This window comes from Brevundimonas sp. (assembly GCF_031082345.1).
Classification (GTDB): Bacteria; Pseudomonadota; Alphaproteobacteria; order Caulobacterales; family Caulobacteraceae; genus Brevundimonas.
In genome coordinates, this window is the sequence record NZ_JAVHLH010000297.1 from 1 (window position 1) to 3,161 (window position 3,161).

Consider the following 3,161-nt stretch of genomic DNA (forward strand, 5'->3'; position numbering starts at 1 on the left):
TGCTGGACCGGATCGCCTCGCGCATTCCTCTGGTGAAGAGCGCCCGCCGACGCCGCGCCGTGTTCGACAGCCGCGACCAGGCCCTGGCGGCCTACGCGGGACGGGGCGCCTTTCGCGGCTGGCCGGAGATGATGCTGGCCGACTATCTGGCCGACGGGCTGATCGAGTCCGGCGAAGGCGTGACCCTGGCCTGCCCGCCGGAATGGGAGGCGTCGAACTATGCGGCGCAGAGCCACGATCCGTGGCGGGCGCTGAAGCGGCTGGACCGGCCGGTGCGCATCCTCAAGGCCGAGGCCGGGTCGACCTGCCACGTGCCGGAGCAGCCCCGCGGCCTGCCCCACGTCACCGTCGAGACGGTCCATGGCGGCACGCATTTCTTCCCGATGCTCAAGGCCGACGTCGCCCGTGACGCCCTCTTCGACGCGGCGGTCTGACGCCCCGACCGGTACTGGCGCGAAGGCGGCGCGCGGGCTAAACCGCCGCCAACCAGACAAGCCGACACTTCAGGGAAACGCTCAGTCATGCGCGACATCAACCATTTCATCGACGGCGCCTCGTTCACCGGCTCTTCGGGCCGCTTCTCCGACGTCTTCGACCCGAACATCGGCGAGGTGCAGGCGCGGGTGCAGCTGGCCTCGGTCGCCGAGATGGACCGCGCCGTCCAGGCGGCCCAGAACGCCTTCGAGGGCTGGTCCACGGTCAACCCCCAGCGCCGCGCGCGGGTGATGTTCGAGTTCAAGCGGCTGGTCGAGGCCAATATGACCGAGCTGGCCGAGCTGCTCAGCTCGGAACACGGCAAGGTCGTCGCCGACTCCAAAGGCGACATCCAGCGCGGTCTGGAAGTCATCGAATTCGCCTGCGGCATCCCGCACGCGCTGAAGGGCGAATACACCTGGGGCGCCGGTCCCGGCATCGACGTCTATTCGATGCGCCAGCCGCTGGGCGTGGTCGCGGGCATCACCCCGTTCAACTTCCCGGCCATGATCCCGATGTGGATGTTCGGCGTGGCCATCGCCGTCGGCAACACCTTCATCCTCAAGCCGTCCGAGCGTGATCCGTCGGTGCCGGTGCGTCTGGCCGAGCTGATGATGGAGGCCGGGGCCCCGGCCGGGGTGCTCAACGTCGTCCACGGCGACAAGGCGGCGGTCGACGCCATCCTGACCCACCCGCAGGTTCACGCGATCAGCTTCGTCGGCTCGTCCGACATCGCCAACTATGTCTACCAGACCGGCGCGGCGCACGGGAAACGCGTCCAGGCCATGGGCGGGGCCAAGAACCACGGCATCGTCCTGCCCGACGCCGACATGGACCAGGTGATCAAGGACCTGTCGGGCGCCGCCTACGGCTCGGCCGGCGAACGCTGCATGGCCCTGCCGGTGGTGGTGCCGGTCGGCAAGAAGACCGCCGACGAACTGCGCGAGCGGATGGTCGCCGAAATCCCGTCGATGCGGCTCGGCGTCTCGACCGACGCCGGGGCCCACTACGGCCCGGTGGTCACCGCCCAGCACAAGGCGCGGGTCGAGGGCTGGATCGAGAAGGGCGTCCAGGAAGGCGCCGAACTGGTCGTCGACGGCCGCGGCTACTCCCTGCAGGGGCACGAGAAGGGCTATTTCATCGGCCCGTCGCTGTTCGACCACGTCACGCCCGAGATGGAGTCCTACAAGGAGGAGATCTTCGGCCCGGTGCTGCAGATCGTCCGCGCCGCCTCGTTCGAGGAGGCCCTGGCCCTGCCGTCGAAGCACCAGTACGGCAACGGCGTCGCCATCTTCACCCAGAACGGCCGCGCGGCCCGCGACTTCGCCGCCCGGGTCAATGTCGGCATGGTCGGGATCAACGTGCCGATCCCGGTGCCGGTCGCCTATCACACCTTCGGCGGCTGGAAGCGCTCGGCCTTCGGCGACACCAACCAGCACGGCATGGAGGGGGTGAAGTTCTGGACCAAGGTCAAGACCGTCACCGCCCGCTGGCCCGACAGCGAGCTGGAGCACTCGGATTCCAGCTTCGTCATTCCGACGATGGGCTAGAGCGAAATCGGTTGAGTTGGACGCAGTCCAACTCGGCTCAGATTTCGCTCCAGCATTGATCCTGGACCATTTTTTGGATTCAGGTCGATTCGACCTGAAGCAAAAATGGTCGGGCTCGCCTCCCCGGCGTCCGGGGGTGCGCAAAGCGCCGGCAGGGGCTAACCTGCCGGCCATAGTGAAGCTGGAGCGTTCCCCCGCATGCGTCGCTTTTTCGTCTGGTCGGCCCTCGCGGCCCTGATCGGCCTGATCCTCGCGATCGGCGGATTCTGGGCCTATCAGCACTACTACGCCCGTTTCCAGCCGGTGACCGTGACCCGCAACCAGGCCGCCATCCAGCAGATGCTGGATGAGGCGTCGTGGCTGTCCGCCGGCGGCGGGGGCGAGCCCCTGTACATCATCGGCTATCGCGACTCGGCGGCCATGCAGCGCTACGAGCGAGAGGAGGCGCCGAAGTTGCGCGCCGCCGGCCTCGAGGTGCGGATCATCGTCTTCGCGCGCCCCGAGCGGGAAGGGCTGGCGCAGTCGACGGCGGCGGAACGGGCCACCGTGGCCGAGCTGTGGCTGACGCGCGACTGGACCCTCTACCAGCGCTGGACCGCCACGCCGTCGAACAACTGGACCGCGGCGGGCATTCCGGCCGCCGACGGCAGCCTGGCGCGGGGCGCCGTGGTCGAGGCCGGGCGCGATTTCATCGAGCGGTTGACCGAGGCGCTGGCAGGGGAAGGGCTCGGGATCAGCTATCCGCTGGTCATCTGGCGCGATCGCGAGGGCTATATGAAAGCCTGCGCCTGTTCCGACAGCCGGTCCTGGGCCTTCGTGCGCGACGATCTGAACGCGCCCGACCGGATCGGCTCGCCCACGGCGGGGGCCGAGGTCGCGCCGCCGGCGGCGGCTCCGAACGACGGCGGTCCCCAGAGCCTGCCCTATCCGACCCTGCCGCCCCTCGCCCCGGGGGAGGGAGAGCCGGTCCCGGATGCGGACGCAGCGCCTGCGCCGACCACCCCGCCGGCTCGCCCGGCCACGCCCCCGGCGCCACGCAAGGCTCCCGAGGCGAAAAAGCAGGACGACACGACTTTCTTCTGAGGTTCGGACGGTTCGGTGTCGCGGATGTCGCGGATGTCGACGATTTTGTCGCGG

Annotated in this window: 2 protein-coding genes and 1 pseudogene; all 3 read left to right on the forward strand. The window is 69.1% G+C overall.

The genetic code is table 11. The annotated features are described in order from the left end of the window. Window positions 1-434: pseudogene (locus RDU12_RS14290) on the forward strand (alpha/beta hydrolase); the annotation flags it as partial. An 87-nt stretch (window positions 435-521) separates the two neighbouring features. After that, a complete protein-coding gene (locus tag RDU12_RS14295; protein ID WP_300292602.1) occupies window positions 522-2,024 on the forward strand; it encodes a CoA-acylating methylmalonate-semialdehyde dehydrogenase in 1,503 nt (500 codons plus the stop codon). A 198-nt stretch (window positions 2,025-2,222) separates the two neighbouring features. Next, window positions 2,223-3,107 (forward strand): hypothetical protein, encoded by an 885-nt coding sequence (locus RDU12_RS14300; protein ID WP_308685296.1) that lies wholly within the window; start codon window positions 2,223-2,225, stop codon window positions 3,105-3,107. Window positions 3,108-3,161 lie beyond the last annotated feature (54 nt).